At 72.4% G+C, this 16893-nt stretch carries 3 protein-coding genes; all 3 read left to right on the forward strand.

What is annotated here, in order from left to right; all coding sequences use genetic code 11:
• Positions 1 to 2 precede the first annotated feature (2 nt).
• A complete protein-coding gene (locus AC1P0E_RS18745; protein ID WP_482743304.1) occupies positions 3 to 3830 on the forward strand; it encodes an amino acid adenylation domain-containing protein in 3828 nt (1275 codons plus the stop codon).
• Positions 3823 to 9525 carry an amino acid adenylation domain-containing protein gene (locus AC1P0E_RS18750; RefSeq protein WP_482743305.1) on the forward strand — a complete coding sequence of 1901 codons (5703 nt, stop codon included), beginning with the start codon at positions 3823 to 3825 and terminating at the stop codon, positions 9523 to 9525. The genes AC1P0E_RS18745 and AC1P0E_RS18750 overlap by 8 nt, the downstream gene beginning before the upstream one ends.
• A 62-nt stretch (positions 9526 to 9587) precedes the next feature.
• Positions 9588 to 16874, forward strand: a complete 7287-nt coding sequence (locus AC1P0E_RS18755) for a hybrid non-ribosomal peptide synthetase/type I polyketide synthase (protein ID WP_482743306.1) — start codon at positions 9588 to 9590, stop codon at positions 16872 to 16874.
• The last annotated feature ends 19 nt before the right edge of the window (positions 16875 to 16893 follow it).

Consider the following 16893-nt stretch of genomic DNA (forward strand, 5'->3'; position numbering starts at 1 on the left):
GAATGACCGCGGTCGAACCCGAGCAGATCGAGGGTTACGAGCTCTCGCCCCAGCAGCAGGCGGTGTACCTGCGGCAGGGCGGCGACCACCGGGCCGAGCACGGCTTGCGATGTGCGTCGGTAATCGCCCCAGGCCCGCTGGCAGGGCGGGTGGAAACACTGGTCGCGGAATACGAGATCCTGCGCACCCGATACGTCACCCTGCCAGGGCTGCGTATGCCCGTCCAAGTGGTCGATGCGGCGGGACCGGTCGCCGTCGCGCCCGGCCGGCGTGGCGGCACGCTGCTGCGGGCCGGCGAGCTCACGGTCGAGCACACCGACAGCCCGGACGGCACCTTGCTCCGCCTCAGTCTGCCGCGGCTGAGCGTAGACCGTACGACCTGGAGCATGATCACCGGTGTCCTGCTCGAAGAGTCTCCCCAGGACACCGGCGCGCGGGCTGCGGACGAGCGGCTCCAGTACGCCGACGTCACCGGCTGGCTCGCTGACGAGATCGATTCGTCGGGCACCCCGGAGGAGATGGAGGAGACGTCCGGGACACGGACCGCGCTCCCGTTCCTCGCGCCGGCCCGCCTGTGGAATTCCGACGCCGAACCCGAGACGCTCTCCCTGACGGTTGAGGGGCCCGTACTCCAGCGGCTGCGGACCGCCGCCCGTGACCTGGGCGTCGACGAGGCCGCGCTGCTGCTCGCCGCATGGAGCTCCCTGTACGCGCGCTACACACATCACAGTGACGACCGGGTCGTAGTGGTCACGGACGGGCGTTCCGCGGACGGGCTGAGCGGCGTGCCCGGCCTGTTCGAGCGCCCGGTGGTCACGCGGCTGACGCTCGATCCGGAGCAGTCGTTCGCGCGTGCCGCGCGCGCCGCGGCCGACGCACTGCGGGACGCCGCGGCGAGGCAGTACGGGTGCGACCCGCAGAGCGTCGTCCGGGGCGCCGGGGACGGTGCCACCGGCCCGGTGCTCTCCTTCCGCCACCATTGGGATCCCTGGGCCGAGGCCACCGAACCGGGACTCCTCGACAAGTCGGAGACGCCCGGCACGCTCCATCTGGTCTGCACCGAGAGCCCGGAGCACCTGTTCCTGACCTTCGCGGGCACCGGCGCGCGGATCGCGGCCGACGACCTGGCACCGCTCGCCGAGGCGTACGAACAGCTTCTCGTCGACGCCCTGGCCGACCCCGAGCGCGCCGCGGGCACGCTGCGCCTGGTCGCCGCCGCACCGGCCGCACCCTCGACCGAACTCCCCGGCGAGGCGGAGACGGTGCTGGAGCGCTTCCTCCGGCAGGCCGGGCGCACGCCTGACCGGGCCGCCGTCCGCAGCTACGATGAGACGCTGACCTACCGTGAACTGGCCCGACAGGCCCAGGCCGTCGGCGCCCTGCTGCGCACGCGGGGAGTGCGGCCCGGCGACCGGGTACCCCTGCTGGCCCCGGCCTCGGTGGACACGCTGGCCGCCATGCTCGGCACCTGGCTGGCCGGGGCCGCGTTCGCGCCCGTCGACCCGGCGTGGCCCACGGAGCGCATCGAGACGGTGGTGGGCCAGCTCGGCTCCGCACCGGTCCTTGTCCCCCGGGCCGCCGCTGGTGTCACGCTCTCCGTCCCGTCGCTGCCCCTGCCCGGCCCGGACGGCCTCCCCGCCGACCTCACGTCCGGCCCGGCCGACGCCGAGGGCGCCGCGTACGTGATCTTCACCTCGGGCACCTCGGGGCGGCCGAAGGGCGTCGTCGTCGGCCACCGCCAGCTGGCCCACTACGTCGAGGCGGCTCTGCACCGGTTCGGGCTGCCGGACGGCGCCGGGTTCGCGGCCGTGTCCACCCTGGCCGCGGACCTCTCCTACACGGCCCTGTTCCCCATGCTCGCCGACGGCGGCTGCGTCCACCTCTTCGACACCGACGTCGCCACCAGCCCGCGGGAGCTTGCCGAGCGGCTGCGGACCGACCCGGTGGCCGCGATGAAGCTCGTGCCCTCGCACCTCTCGGCACTGCTGGCCGAGGCCGACGACCCGCGGGAGCTGCTCCCGAAGGAGGTACTGGTGCTCGGTGGCGAGCCGCTGCCGCTCGCGCTGCACGACCGACTGCGTGAACTCGCCCCGGAACTGAGGGTGTTCAACCACTATGGGCCCACCGAGACCACCATCGGCGCTTCCTGCCTGCCGCTGGAGGCGCCGGTCGACGAGCGGTGCTCCTCGGTGCCGGTGGGTACCGGGCTCGGGCGGAACGACCTGTCCGTCGTCGACCCCGAGGGCCGACCGCTGCCGCCGTGGTGCCTCGGCGAGGTGCTGATCAGCGGCCCCGGCGTGGCCCTCGGCTACCTGTCCGAACTGGACGAAGGACGCCAGGGCTTCGGCCGGCCGGGCGACGAGGGCACTTACCGTTCCGGCGATGTCGGCCGACTGGTGCCCGGTGCGGGCGTCGAGATCGTCGGACGCCTCGACGACCAGGTCAAGCTGCGTGGGTACCGGCTGCAGCTCGGCGAGGTCGAGGCGCTGCTGCACCGGCAGCCCGGCGTGCGCGCCGCGGCCGTCGTGGCGCGCACCGACGAGAACGGCCTGGTGTCCCACCTCGACGCCTATGTGGTGGGAACCGGTGACGAGAGCGCCCCGTCGGTCAGCGATCTGCGGACGGCACTCGGCGACCAGCTCCCCGCGGCCCTGGTCCCGACCGGCTGGCAGGTCCTGGAACGCCTGCCGCTGACCCGCAACGGCAAACTCGACCGCAAGGCCCTGATGCCCGTGGAAGCGCAGCGCACCCTGGCCGGTCGCCCGCGCGACTCCGTCGAGCAGCGGCTCCTCGTCCTGTGGTCCGAAGTCCTGGGCGTGGACGGCATCTCGCCCGAAGACGACTTCTTCGAACTCGGCGGGCACTCGCTGCGCGCCATCAAGCTGATCTCCCGCGCCAACGCCGCCTTCGGCTGCCGGCTTCCGATGTCCTCGATCTTCAGCGCGCGTACCGTCGCCGCCATGGCCGGACTCGTGCGAGGCAGCGCGGGACAGGACTCCAACCTGGTGCCGCTGCGGCACGCCAAGGGCGCCGCCCCCGTCTTCTGCATCCACCCGGGCGGCGGGAGCACCCTCAGTTACTGGGAACTCGCCCGCCAGCTGCCGGCCGACCGGCCCGTGCACGGCGTCGAGTCCTGGGGCCTGCACGGCAGGTCGCCACAGCAGGATTTCCACGAGATGGCCGCGAACTACGCGGACGCGATCGCCGCGGCCTGTGACGAACCGCCGGTGATCATCGGCTGGTGCTATGGCGGACTGATGGCGCTGGAGACGGCCCGGGCGCTGCGCCGCAAGGGGCGCGAGGTGGCTCGTCTGGTGATCGTCGACTGCCCCGCCCCCGGATACGACGAGGCAGGCGAGGAGGTGCAGCCGCTGACAGAGGAGGTCCTCGTCGGCCGCTTCGCCTGGCACTACGAGCTGGACCTGCCCACCCGGCTGCCCTCGGGACCTGCGGCGTACGCGCTGCTGCTGGATGCCATGCAGAGCAACGGGCATCTGCCGCCCACCGCGGGAGAGGACGAGCTGCGCACGCTGTTCGACGTCTACGCCTCGAACATGACCGCTCTAGAACACCTTTCCGAGGACACGGACCCGAGCACCCGGACTCCCGACCACCCCGTCCTGCTCGTCCGGGCCGAGCCCGCGGGCACCCCGCGGGACGAGGACCGTACCTGGGGCTGGCGTGCCCTGGTCGGACCCGGCCTCGCGTTCGCCTCCGTCGACGCGGACCACCACGCCATCATGCGTGCGCCCGCGGTCGGCGAGCTCGCCGACATCGTCGGGCGGGCCCTCGAGGAGCCCACGGCCCAGAAGCGAGTGACCCGTGACTGAACATCAGCAGGCCGTCGCCGGGCCGCCGGCCCTCCGCCTGCCGGGAGACCGGGTGGCGCCCGCCGCGCGGAGTCGAGGCACCGAGTCCCTCACGTTCACCCTGGGACCGACCACAGCCCGGCACCTCGACGAACTGAGCCGGGAGCACGGTGTGAGCCGCTTCCTGACGCTACTCGCCGTCTTCCAGCTCGTCCTGGGCCGGTACGCCGGGGTCAGGGACGTCGCCGTCGGCGTCGCCGCCGACGTACAGACGCCACAGGACGCCCATGCGGGCCCGGGCACTCGGGCCGTCAGGGCACGATGGGAGGACGGGCAGAGCTTCGCGGAGTTCCTGCGCCACATGCGCAAGCGCGGGGCGCAGGAACTCGAGGCGTCGGACACCCCGGACCATCTGCCGCTGTTCTGGACCGAGGACCTGTCCGTCGCCTGGGAGACGGCGCCGGCCGAGGGCTCGGGAGAGGGCGAGCTGCGCGGTACGGCGTGGTACGACGGCGACCTGCTCGACCGCGCCACGGTCGCGCGGATGACGACGCACTACGTGACCTTGCTGGAATCCGCGCTGGCCTCGCCCGAGGCGCGCGTCGCGGACCTGGCGCACACCACGCCCGAGGAGCGTGCCCTGCTGGCCGAGTGGGGAACCGAAGGGGGCGCGGACCACGCCGACAGCGTCGTGGCAGCCTTCCAGGCCCGGGCCGAGGCCGCCCCTGACGCCGTCGCGCTGGTCTACGGCGACGAGACCGTCAGTTACGACAGGCTCCGGGAGCACGCGGCGCACGTGGCGCACCGGCTCGTCGAGCGCGGCGTCGGGCCGGAGAGCGTGGTCGGCCTCGCCATGGAGCGGTCGGCGTCGCTCGTCGTCGCCATGCTCGGCGTCCTCACCGCGGGCGCCGCCTATCTGCCGCTGGACCCGGGACAGCCGGAGGCACGGCTGGCCTACATGGTCGAGGACAGCGGGGCGTGCCTCGTGCTGGCCGACCGGCACGTCGCCTTCGCCGGCGACGTGCCGGTCCTGCGGACCGACGAACTGGTCGCGCCGCTCGCGGAGCTGTCCCGGACCACAGGGGAACCGCCCGCGGCGCACCCGGAGCAGCAGGCGTGTGTGCTCTACACCTCCGGGTCCACCGGTCGTCCCAAAGGCGTCGCGATCACCCATCGCGGGATCGTGCGCCTGGTCTGCGACGCGGACTACCTCGGCTTCGGGCCCGCCGACATCGTGGCGCAGGTGGCCAACACCTCCTTCGACGCGGCCACCTGGGAGGTCTGGGGCGCGCTGGTGAACGGTTCCCGGCTGGTCGGAATCAGCAAGGACGAGGCGCTCACGCCCGACCTGCTGCGCGCCCGTGTCGAGGAGCACGGGGTCACCGCCATGCTGCTCACCACCGCGCTCTTCCACCGGTGCGTGGACACCGCGCCCGCCATGTTCACCCCGCTGCGCACCCTCTTCTTCGGCGGCGAGGCGGCGGACGCGCGGCGCGTGGCGGCCCTGCGCGCAGTTGCGCCCGAGCTGCGGCTGGTGAACGCGTACGGCCCCACCGAGGGCACCACCATCGCCAGCACGTACGACGTCGTGGACACGGCGCCGGACGCGGCCCGCGTCCCCATTGGGCGGCCCATCGCCGACACCCGCCTGCACGTGCTCGACCGATACGGCCGGGAGGCCGGAATCGGCGTGCCCGGCGAACTACACATGGGCGGCGCGGGACTCGCGCGCGGCTACGTCGGACGGCCCGACCTGACCGCGGAGCGGTTCGTGCCGAGCCCGTTCGGCGTGGGTGAGCGCCTGTACCGCACCGGCGACGTGGTGCGCTGGCGCGAGGACGGCGTGCTCGAGTACCTGGGCCGCGCCGACACGCAGGTGAAGATCCGGGGCGTGCGCATCGAGCCCGACGAGATCGCGAGCGTGCTCTCCACGCACCAGGACGTGCGGGAGGCCGTCGTCGACGTGCAGGGTGCGGACGGCTCCGAGCGCCTCGTCGCGTACGTCGTCCCCCAGGGAGAGCGCCGGGCCGCGCCGCGCGAGCTGCGTGCGTACCTCGCGGCTCGGCTGCCCGAGGCGATGGTGCCCGCCCGGTACGTCACGCTGACCGAACTGCCGGTCACCCCGAACGGCAAGCTGGACCGACGCGCCCTGCCCGCGCCGTTGGACGAGGACGGTGTCCTGGCCGAGACGTACGTCGCGCCGCGTGGAGCGACCGAGGAACTCGTCGCGCAGATCTGGGGCGACGTCCTGGGAGTCCCGAAGATCTCCGCCTCCGACGACTTCTTCGCGCTCGGCGGGCACTCGCTCCTCGCGGCGCAGGCCGTGGCACGCGTAGCGTCACGGCTCGGCGTGGAACTCGGCGTCCGCGCCGTCTTCGAGGCACCGACCGTCGAAGGGTTCGCCGCGCGAGCCGCCGCGGCCCGCCGTGCGGACGTCCACCTGCCCGTCGTCTCCACCGGCGACGGCCCGCATGCCCTGTCCTTCGCCCAGCAGCGCCTGTGGTTCCTGGACCGGCTCGCCCCGGGCAGCCCCCTCTACAACGTGCCGCTGGTGCTCTCCGTCGACGGGACGCTCGACGTGGCCGCGCTCGGCGAGGGCGTCCGGGGGCTCGTGCGGCGCCACGCCTCGCTGCGCACCCGGCTCGTGGCAGACGGGGACGATCCGCTCCAGGTCGTCGACGCGGACGCGGATGTTCCCGTGCGCGTCGAGGACCTGAGGCACCTGCCGGCGGCGGAGCGCGAGCGCGCGGCGGACGACCTCGCGCGGAGCGAGGCGGAACGCCCCTTCGACCTGGCCCGAGGGTCGCTGGCCCGGGTGCGTCTGTTGCGGCTGGCCGAGGAGCGGCACCTGCTGCTGCTCACCCTGCACCACGCCGTCTCCGACGGATGGTCGGTGGGCCTCCTCGTCCGCGATCTCGGCGCGCTGTACGCGGCGGCAAGGGGCGGCACGGCAGCGTCGCTGCCGCCCCTTCCGGCCCAGTACGCGGACTACGCGGCGTGGCAGCGCCGGTTCCTCGACGCCGGTGCGCGCGACGAGCAGGCCACCTACTGGAAGGACCGCCTGGCGGGGGCGCCCGCCTGCCTGGAACTGCCGACCGACCGGCCACGTCCACCTGCCCCCCGGTACTCGGGGGACACGTTCGCGTTGCGGCTCGCTCCCGGGCTCACCGAGCGCCTGGGCGAGGTGAGCCGGGCGCATGGAGTGACCCGCTTCATGACACTCCTCGCCGCGCTCCAGCTCGTCCTGGGCCGGTACGCGGGAGCACGGGACGTCAGCGTCGGCACACCGGTGTCGGGGCGTACCCGGCCGGAGTTCGAGGAGCTCGTCGGCTTCTTCGTGAACACGTTGGTGCTGCGCACCCGCTGGGAGGGCGGACTCACGTTCTCGGAGTTCCTCGCCCGGGTGCGGGAGACCACACTGGGCGCCTACGAGCACCAGGACCTTCCGTTCGAGCAGGTCGTCGAGGCGGTACGGCCGCCGCGCGACCCGAGCCGGACGCCGCTGTTCCAGGTAATGCTGGCGATGCAGAACGCGCCGGCGGGCACCGACGCTTTGCCCGGCCTGACGGTGTCGTTGCGTGAAGGCGCGAGCCGGATAGCCAAGTTCGACCTGACCGTGGCGTGGGAGGAGGCGTCGCTGGACTCCGGCGAGCTGCGCGGCTCGGTGGAGTACGACGTCGACCTCTTCGAGCGGGCGACGGTCGAGCGGATGATGCGGCACTACCTCACCCTCCTCGACTCCGCGCTCGCCACGCCCGACGCCCTCCTGACCGACCTGGAGATGATCGACGCCGAGGAACTCGCCGCCTTGGTAGGGCCGGTGGCCGAAGCGTCGGCGAGTCCGGCCGCTACGCTGCACGGGCTCGTCGACGCCGCGGCCACCCGCACGCCGGAGCACCCGGCGCTGGTCCACGGCGACCAGTCGATGGATTACGCGGAGCTGCGGGAACGCTCCGACGCCGTGTGCGCGCACTTGCGCGTGCGGGGAGTGGGCGCGGGCGACACCGTCGTCGTACGGATGGACCGCTGCCTGGAGTGGCCCGTGGCGCTTCTCGGTGTGCTCAAGGCGGGCGCCGCGTACATCCCGGTCGACCTGGGCACCCCGCCGGAACGCCTCGCCCACGTGCTGCGCGACGCGCGGCCCGCCCTGGTCCTCGGGTCACGTGCCGACGGCGCGCCGTTGGACCTGGGGGTCCCTTTCGTCGCCGTCGAGGACGCTTTCGAACACGGGGCCGGCCTGCCCGCCGGCGAGCACGCCGCGTACTCCGCGGCGACCGCGTACGTCCTGTACACGTCCGGTACGACCGGCCGCCCGAAGGGCGTGTGCGTCAGCCACGCGAACCTCGTGCACACGCTGGAGGCGGTCGCCGAGCGGTACGGGCTGGGCACGGAGGACCGGGTCCTGCAGTTCGCGTCGCTCACCTTCGACGTGGCGGCGGAGGAGCTCTTCGCGAGCCTCGTCCGGGGCGCGACCGTTGTCCTGCTGCCGACGGGGCCCGTGCCGGGCGTCGACGAACTGATGTCCCTGGCCCGGCACGAACGCCTGTCGGTGCTGAACCTGCCCGGGTCGTACTGGCACGAGTGGGTGTCCGCCCTGGACCGGCATTCGCCGACGGAATGCCAGGCGCTGCGCCTCGTCGTCGTCGGCAGCGAACGCGTCGACGGCGGCAAGCTCGCCGAGTGGCAGGCCGCCGTGCCCGCGCACATCCGCCTCCTCAATGCCTACGGTCCGACCGAGACGACCATCACGGCGACCGTCCACGAGCCGCCCGTCACCCGACCGTCGGGCCGGGCGGCGGGCGGCACCGTCCCCATCGGCAGGCCGCTGCCCGGCGTCCGCGCCTACGTGCTCGACGACGCGCTGCGGCCCGTACCGCAGGGCGTCCCCGGCGAGCTGTACCTCGCGGGCCCTGGCGTCTCGCACGGTTACCTCGGCGACCCCGGGCGGACCGCCGGATCGTTCCTGCCCGACCCCTGGGGGCGGCCCGGCGAGCGCATGTACGCGACCAGGGACCGCGCGCGCCGCGGCCCCGACGGCGAACTGGAGTTCCTCGGCCGCACGGACGACCAGATCAAGCTGCGCGGCTTCCGCATCGAACTCGGCGAGATCGAGGCCGCCCTCGCCGCGCATCCGCGGGTACAGGACGCGGCGGCGGTGCTGCGTGAGGACACGGTCGGCCGGCCGCTGCTCGTGGGGTACGTGGCCCTCGCCGACGCTACGACGGAGGCGGAGCTGCGCGCGCACCTGGAGCGGCGTCTGCCGGCCTACATGGTGCCCGCCGTGATCGTCACGCTCGACCGGCTGCCACGCAATGAACGCGGCAAGACCGACCGCCGTGCGCTGCCGCTCCCCCCGCGCCCCGAGCGGACGCCCACGACACCGGACGCGTCCATGGGCGACATCGAACGCGTCGTCGCGGGCGTATGGCGCGACGTCCTCGTCACGGAACACGTCGGCATGGACGACAACTTCTTCGAACTGGGCGGCCACTCCCTCCTCGTCGTGCGGGTGCAGTCGCGGCTGACCGAGGCACTCGGCAGAGCGGTGCCGGTGGTCGACCTCTTTCAGTATCCGACCGTGCGCGCCCTCGCCCGACACCTTGCCGCGGGCGACGGGCCCACGGCGGCCGCGGGAGCCGAGGGACGCCGCCGCGGCGCCGCCCGCCGGCAGCTGCAGGGCACGCGAGTGGCGCGGACCAGAAGGCAGACGACATGAGGGCGCAGACGCCGCAGACAGATGTGAAGCCACCGATGACGGACCACTTGGAGACAGAAGCAATGAGCGACGAAAACGACCTGCCCGCCGGCGCTGTTGCCGTCGTCGGCATGGCGCTGCGGGTTCCTGGCGCCCGAACCCTGGACGCCTTCTGGCGCAACCTGCGCGAGGGGGTGGACAGCGTCACGAATCTCACCCACGAGGAACTGCTCGCCGACGGCGCGACCCCCGAGGAGCTCGCGCACCCGGACCACCGCCCCGCACTCGGCGTCCTCGACGACATGGAGCGATTCGACGCGCGGTTCTTCGGGTTCTCCCCGCGCGAGGCCCAGATGCTCGACCCGCAGGCTCGGATCTTCCTGGAGTGCGCATGGGAGGCCCTGGAGCACGCGGGCCTGCCTTCGGACGCCACCGACGCCGTCACCGGCGTCTATGTCGGCGTCGGGGAGAGCGCCTACCTGCGGCACAACCTCCTGGCCCACGAAGGCCTCGTCGAGCGCATAGGCGCCTTCCAGACCTCCATCGGCAACGACAAGGACTTCGTGCCGACCCGGGTCTCCTACAAGCTGAACCTGCGCGGCCCGAGCGTCAGCGTGCAGACCGGCTGTTCCACCTCGTTGGTCGCCGTGCACACCGCCGCACAGGCCTTGATCGGCGGCGAGTGCGACATCGCGCTCGCGGGCGGGGCGACCGTCGTCCCGCACCGACGCGGCTACCGGTACGAGGAGGGCGGCGTCCTGTCCGCCGACGGCCGGTGTCGGGCCTTCGACGCGAGCGCCTCCGGCACCGTCCCGGGCAGCGGCGCCGGTGTCGTGGTCCTCAAGCGCCTCGCGGACGCCCTCGCCGACGGCGACGTGATCCACGCCGTGATCCGCGGCTCCGCCATCAACAACGACGGCGACCGCAAGGTCGGCTTCACCGCCCCGAGCGTCGAAGGACAGGCCGACGTCATCATGGAGGCGCTCGACGTCGCCGAGGTCGACCCGGCCACCCTCTCGTACGTGGAGGCCCACGGCACCGGCACGCAGCTCGGCGACCCCATCGAGGTGACGGCTCTCAAGAACGCCTTCGCCGACGCGGGCGCGGCGCACCGCTGTGCCCTCGGCTCGGTGAAGACCAACATCGGCCACCTCGACACCGCCGCCGGTGTGGTCGGCCTGATCAAGACCGTGCTGGCGCTGAAGGCGCGGGAACTTCCGCCGTCCCTCCACTACACCGAGCCGAACCCCCGACTCGGCCTGGAGGAAAGCCCGTTCTACGTCAACGCCGCACTGACCCCGTGGCACGGCGACGTGCTGCGCGCCGGGATCAGCTCCTTCGGGATCGGCGGCACCAACGCCCACGTGATCCTGGAGGAGGCGCCTCGGCCCCCCGCCGCCGGGCCGGGCCGAGGCCGGCACGTGCTGCCCCTGTCGGCCGCCACGCCCACCGCGCTCGACACCGCTGCCGCGGAACTCGCCGCCCATCTGCGCGCCCACCCGCAAGAGCGCCTGGACGACGTGGCGTACACCCTGCAGCACGGCCGCTGGACCCTGCCATACCGCCGTTTCGTCGTGGCCAGCAGCACCCAGGAGGCGGCCGAGGCCTTGACCGGGCCCGCCCCGGCGCACTCCGCCAGGCCCGAGACCGACCGGGACCGCGAGGTCGTCCTCACCTTCCCCGGACAGGGCGCCCAGCGCGTCGGCATGGGACTCGCCCTGTACGAGCGCGAGCCGGTCTTCCGCGCGGAGGTCGACCGCGCCGCCGGCATCCTTCTGCCGGTGCTCGGTGAGGACATCCGCCACCTGCTGTACCCCGCGGAGGCGGAGCGGGAGACCGCCCAGGAGAAGATCCGGCGGACCGCGTACGCACAGCCCGCCCTCTTCGTCGTCGAATACGCCCTCGCTAAGCTGTGGGACTCCTGGGGCATCCGCCCGTCGGCCATGCTCGGACACAGCCTCGGCGAGCTCGTCGCCGCATCCCTGGCCGGCGTCATGCCGTACGAGGACGCGCTGCGCCTGGTCGCCGTGCGCGGGCGGCTGATGCAGGGCGCGCCTGCCGGTGCGATGGCGGCGGTGCCGCTGCCGGAGAGCGAGGTCACGCCACTGCTCGGCGCGGAGGCCGTTCTGGCCGCCGTGAACGGGCCGCGCGAATGCGTGGTCTCCGGCCCCCTCGACGCTGTCGAGGCCGTCGAGGCGCTCCTCGAAGAGCGCGGGGTCACCACCAAGCGGCTGCGCACCTCGCACGCCTTCCACTCGCCCATGATGGACGGTGCCGCCGACGCGTTCGAGGCGGAGGTCGCACGCGTCGCGCTGACGGCGCCGCGGATCCCCTTCGTATCCAATGTGACGGGCACGTGGATCACGGATGAGGACGCCACCAGCTCGGCGTACTGGGCCCGCCAACTGCGCTCCACGGTGCGGTTCGGTGAGGGCCTGCGCACGGTGTGCCGCCCCGACGTGACGCTGCTCGAGGTCGGGCCGGGCCACGTCCTGACAGGCCTCGCCCGCGCGGGGAGCACCGTGCACGGGGCGGTCGCCTCGCTGCAGTCGACCGGCCCGGACACCGATGCCGAGCAGGAGATCCTGACCGCTGCCGGCGAGCTGTGGCGCCTCGGCGTGCCCCTTGTCTGGGAGGCGCTGCACGGCGAGGAGACGCCTCGCCGCACCGTGCTACCGACATACCCCTTCGAACGCGAGCGGTACTGGGTCGACCCGCCGCGCGGCACCCGCACGACGCGCACGAACCCAGACGGACTCGCGGTGCGCGGCTTCCGCCGGGTGAGCTCCGCGATCCCCACCACCGCGCACGATGCCACGGCAGCCTCGTGGCTGATCGTCACGGACCGGGTGGGCGTCATCCACGGCCTCGCCGAGCGCCTGCACGGCACCCACGCGCGGGTGATTGAGGTCTCGGCCGACGCGGTCCGCACCCAGGACGACTGCACCCAGGTCTTGGAGACCACACTCATCCCGGACGAGCGGATCGCGGGCGTGCTCCACGCGGCGCTGCTCGGCACCGGTGCCGAGTCCGGCGCCGTCCACGCACCGGAGCAGCTGGAGGCACTGGAGCGCGCCCTCATGGAACGCGGGAACGACGGGGCACGGTTCGTCACCGTGGTGTCCGGCGCGCTCGATGTCACCGGCGACGAACCGCTCGCGCCTGGGAAGAGTGCGCTGACCGCGTGGGCCCACTCCGGACGGCCGGGCTCCCGGACGCTCCTCGACGTGCTCGTACCCGGAACGGCCGCGGCTGCCCGCCGCCTGACTACCGCGCTGCTCGCGGAACTCGAGGGCAGGCCCGAGGAGCCGGTGGTTGCCCTCCGCGGTGGCCACCGCTTCGTCCCGGAGCTGGCCCCCCTGGGCACGGCGACCGGCGGTGCCGACGCCGGCCGGCATGCCGGTGCGCACTACGCGTCGACAGGCGACGACCTGGTCGCGACCGTGTTCACCCGGGCCTTGACCCGTGCGGGCGGCACGGTGACCCCGCTGTCCGCCGCCGTGGCCGTACCGTCCACTCTCCTGGTGCTGCTCGACGCGAGCGCTCCGCGGGCCTGCGTGCTGGACGCACTCGAGCGCGCCACCACGGCGGTCGCCCAGGCACCCGCGGGCACCCTGCTCGCCTGCGAGGTCCATCTCGTGGGGGACGCCGACTTCGAGCCGTCCCGCTCTCCGGTCGCCTTCGTCGTCGAGACCCATGTCGCCCTGGCGTGCCGCGAGTCCGAGATTCCGTGGACCGGCTTCGTCTGGTCGCACGCGGACCACGTCACCGTCGAGCGGTGGGCGGCCCGCGTGGTCGGCGCGGCCCCCGGCAGCTGCCAGGCAGTCGTGGAACCGGCGGCCGAACTCGCACCGGACACCACCGCCCCGCAGGGTGCGACCCGCGAAGCCCGTGCAGACCACACCGACGACACCGAGCGTCAGGTCGCCGCGATCTTCTCGGACCTCCTGGGAGTTCCCGACATTGCACCGGACACCAACTTCTTCGAGCTCGGCGGACACTCCCTGCTCGCGGCGCAGTTCGTCGCACAGGTCCGTACGGTGTGCGGTGTCGAGGTCCCGCTGCGCACGTTCGTCGGCGAGCCGACAATCCGCGGCCTGGCCGCCGCCGTGCACGCCGCCCGCGCCGAGGCCGGGGACGACTTGCTGGAGGCGCTGCCGACCGTGGTGCCGGATCCCGCCAACGAGGGCGTCCCCTTCCCGCTGACCGATGTCCAGCAGGCGTATTGGATCGGCCGCACCGGTGTCTTCGAGATCGGCAACGTCGGCATGCACGGGTACGAGGAATTCGACGTCCAGGACCTGGACCTGCCCCGGATGGAACGGGCTTTCCGCCGGCTCATCCAGCGGCACGGCATGCTCCGCGCTGTCGTTCTCCCGCACGGCGAGCAGCAGATCCTGACGGATGTCCCCGACTACGTCATCGAGACGGAGGACCTGCGCGGGCTGCCCGGGAACGAGGCGGACGCGGCTCTCAAGAGCGTCCGCGCGGCCATGTCCCACCAGAACTTCGAGGCCGACCGATGGCCGCTGTTCGAACTGCGCGCCTCGGTCCTCGACGGCGGCCGCACCCGACTGCACTACAGCATCGACGGTCTCGTCACCGACGCCCGGGCCTCGAACGTCCTGCTGCGCGAACTCGCCCACCTCTACAATCGGCCGGACGTCGAGCTGCCCGCGCTCGAACTGTCCTTCCGTGACTACGTACTGGCGGAGCACAGCCTGGAGTCGTCCGAGCTGTACCGCCGCGCGGAGGCCTACTGGCGGGAGCGGATCCCCGTCTTGGCGCTCGCCCCGGAACTCCCGCTGGCCTGCGACCCCCGCACCGTCGACTCCCCGCGTTTCAAGCGCGTGGAGGGCCTGTTGCCCCGAGACACCTGGGAACGCGTCAAGGGCCGGGCGTCTCGGCGCGGCATTACACCTACGGCACTGCTTCTGACGGCCTACAGCGAGGCCCTGGCCACCTGGTCGAAGAACCGCCGATTTACGCTCAACCTTCCTATGGCGAACCGACTTCCCCTGCACCCGGAGGTGGATGCCATCGTCGGCGACTTCACTTCGGTGACCCTGCTCGAGGTCGACGCGGCGAGCGAGGCGACGTTCGAGGCACGTGCCTGCGCCGTACGGGACCGGCTCATCATCGACATCGACCACCGGGTGTTTAGCGGTGTGCGCGTCATACGGGAGATGAAGAAGGCGCGCGGCGACGCGGCGGCGGCCATGCCGGTCGTATTCACCAGCCTCTTCCTCGACCACGGCCAGGACACCCCGATCGGCGAGGTGGCGTACAGCATCTCGCAGACCCCGCAGGTCTGGATCGACGCACAGGTCTACGAGGTCGACGGCACGCTCGCGTTCGACATCGACGCGGTCGAGCAGCTCTTCCCGGACGGTCTCGTCGCCGCGATCCACGCGGCCACGCTGGAACTGCTGGAGTGGCTCGCGCAGGACGAGGACAACTGGAACCGGCCCATGCCCCTGCTCGTCCCGGGCAACGAACTGGCCGAGCGGAAGACGTACAACTGCACCGAAGGACCGCTCCCGTCGGGGCTGCTGCACGCGCCGTTCTTCGCCACTGCGGCCCGGACACCCGAGCGCACCGCCGTCGTCACCCCAGGCCGCACCCTCAGTTACGGGGAACTGGCGGCGCGGGCTGGCGGCATCGCTCGGCGCCTGACCGGCCTCGACGTGCGGCCCAACGACCTGGTCGCGGTGGTGATGGAGAAGGGCTGGGAGCAGTGCGCCGCCGTCCTGGGCATCCTCGCCGCAGGCGCCGCCTACCTGCCCATCGACCCCGAACTGCCCGATGAGCGCATCCAGCTCCTGCTCGAACACGGCCAGGCCCGCGCGGTCCTCACCCAGGGCCGCGTCGCACGGGGCGGGGAGGACCGGTTCGCCGACGTCCCGACCGTGTTCCGTGTCGACGAACTCCCTCTGGAGGAGCACGCGGCCGATGGTCTGCGGCTGGAGGGTCCCGCCACACCGGGCGACCTTGCGTACGTCATCTTCACGTCGGGTTCGACTGGTCTCCCGAAGGGAGTGATGATCGACCACCGCGGCGCCCTCAACACGATCGTGGACATCAACGACCGTTTCGGGGTGGGGGCCGACGACCGCGTCCTGGCTCTGTCGTCGTTGAGCTTCGACCTGTCGGTCTACGACGTCTTCGGCCCGCTGGCGGTCGGCGGTGCCGTCGTCATCCCCAACGCTTGCGCGCACCGCGACCCGGCATCTTGGCTCGACCTGCTGGAGACGGCCGGGGTCACCCTCTGGAACTCCGTGCCGGCACTGATGGAACTGCTCGTCGAGCACATGAGCGTGAAGGAGGCGACCAGCACGGCGCTGCGGTTGGTGATGCTGAGCGGCGATTGGCTGCCGGTCACGCTGCCAAACCGCATCCGGCAGATGCTCGGTGGCCCCGAGGTCGTCAGCCTCGGCGGTGCGACGGAGGCGTCGATCTGGTCCATCCTCTACCCGATCGGCGAGGTGCCAGCCGACTGGCCGAGCATCCCGTACGGCAGGCCCATGCGGAACCAGACGTTCCATGTCCTTGACGAGGCGCTCCGGCCGCGCCCGACCGGTGTGCCGGGCCAGCTCTACATTGGCGGCGTGGGGCTGGCCCAGGGCTACCTGCACGAGGAGGCCAAGACCAAGGGCAGCTTCATCGTCCACCCCGAGACCGGGCAGCGCCTCTACCGCACCGGAGACCTCGGACGCTTCCTGCCGAGTGGCGACATCGAGTTCCTTGGCCGCGAGGACTTCCAGGTCAAGGTGCAGGGCTACCGCATTGAGCTCGGCGAGATCGAGGCCGCGATCACGCAGCATCCAGACGTCCGGGCAGCGGTGGCCGTCGTCCAGGGGGAGCCGCGCGGCGCGAAGCGGCTGGTCGCCTTCGTCGTCCCGCAAACCGCTCACGACGTTCCGAGGGACCTCCGCGACTTCCTCGGTACGAAGCTGCCCCGGTACATGGTGCCGGACGTCTACGTGGAGATCGACGAACTGCCGCTCACCGCGAACGGCAAGGTCGACCGACGGGCGCTCGTGGTACCCGAGCAGGTGGCCGCGGAGGCCGCGCCGCTCCACGTGGCACCGCGCACGCCGATCGAGGAGGCCGTCGCCGAGGTCTGGGCGAGCATGCTCAAGGTCGAGCGCGTCGGCGTCCACGACAACTTCTTCACTCTCGGCGGAGATTCGCTCATGGCTATGCGCGCGGTAGTCCACCTACGCAAGGCGCTCGACACCGAGCTGCCGATCCGTGTCCTGTTCGACAGCCAGACGCTGGCGGACACCGCGCTCGTCATCGAGGACCACCTTCTCGCCGAAATCGAAGAACTGTCCGAGGAAGAAGCTCAGGCGCTTCTCGCCGCCTGATCCAATCTGTCATGGAGAC

The sequence above is a fragment of the Streptomyces sp. TRD_SC_5 genome (genome assembly GCF_056836825.1).